This window comes from Pseudoduganella sp. LjRoot289, from assembly GCF_964252925.1.
Taxonomy (GTDB): Bacteria; Pseudomonadota; Gammaproteobacteria; order Burkholderiales; family Burkholderiaceae_D; genus Rugamonas.
Genome location: NZ_CAXUPN020000004.1, coordinates 1 through 1,320, shown reverse-complemented (window position 1 = coordinate 1,320; position 1,320 = coordinate 1). Strand labels below are relative to the sequence as shown.

The following is a 1,320-nucleotide window of genomic DNA, read 5'->3' as shown; positions in this document are numbered from 1 at the left end:
ATACGGCTACCTTGTTACGACTTCACCCCAGTCACGAATCCTACCGTGGTAAGCGCCCTCCTTACGGTTAAGCTACCTACTTCTGGTAAAACCCGCTCCCATGGTGTGACGGGCGGTGTGTACAAGACCCGGGAACGTATTCACCGCGACATGCTGATCCGCGATTACTAGCGATTCCAACTTCATGCAGTCGAGTTGCAGACTACAATCCGGACTACGATACACTTTCTGCGATTAGCTCCCCCTCGCGGGTTGGCGGCGCTCTGTATGTACCATTGTATGACGTGTGAAGCCCTACCCATAAGGGCCATGAGGACTTGACGTCATCCCCACCTTCCTCCGGTTTGTCACCGGCAGTCTCATTAGAGTGCCCTTTCGTAGCAACTAATGACAAGGGTTGCGCTCGTTGCGGGACTTAACCCAACATCTCACGACACGAGCTGACGACAGCCATGCAGCACCTGTGTTACGGCTCTCTTTCGAGCACGCCTCGATCTCTCGTGGCTTCCGTACATGTCAAGGGTAGGTAAGGTTTTTCGCGTTGCATCGAATTAATCCACATCATCCACCGCTTGTGCGGGTCCCCGTCAATTCCTTTGAGTTTTAATCTTGCGACCGTACTCCCCAGGCGGTCTACTTCACGCGTTAGCTGCGTTACCAAGTTAATTAAAACCCGACAACTAGTAGACATCGTTTAGGGCGTGGACTACCAGGGTATCTAATCCTGTTTGCTCCCCACGCTTTCGTGCATGAGCGTCAATCTTGACCCAGGGGGCTGCCTTCGCCATCGGTGTTCCTCCACATCTCTACGCATTTCACTGCTACACGTGGAATTCTACCCCCCTCTGCCAGATTCTAGCCTTGCAGTCTCCATCGCCATTCCCAGGTTGAGCCCGGGGATTTCACGACAGACTTACAAAACCGCCTGCGCACGCTTTACGCCCAGTAATTCCGATTAACGCTTGCACCCTACGTATTACCGCGGCTGCTGGCACGTAGTTAGCCGGTGCTTATTCTTCAGGTACCGTCATTAGATGGGGATATTAGCCCCACCCGTTTCTTCCCTGACAAAAGAGCTTTACAACCCGAAGGCCTTCTTCACTCACGCGGCATTGCTGGATCAGGCTTGCGCCCATTGTCCAAAATTCCCCACTGCTGCCTCCCGTAGGAGTCTGGACCGTGTCTCAGTTCCAGTGTGGCTGGTCGTCCTCTCAGACCAGCTACTGATCGATGCCTTGGTAGGCCTTTACCCTACCAACTAGCTAATCAGATATCGGCCGCTCCAGGAGCACAAGGCCTTGCGGTCCCCTGCTTTCATCC

General features: G+C 53.8%; 1 rRNA gene. It reads right to left on the bottom strand.

Annotation, left to right across the window (positions count from 1 at the left end):
• A 16S ribosomal RNA gene (locus tag ACSQ8Y_RS30215) occupies nucleotides 1–1,320 on the bottom strand; the annotation flags it as partial.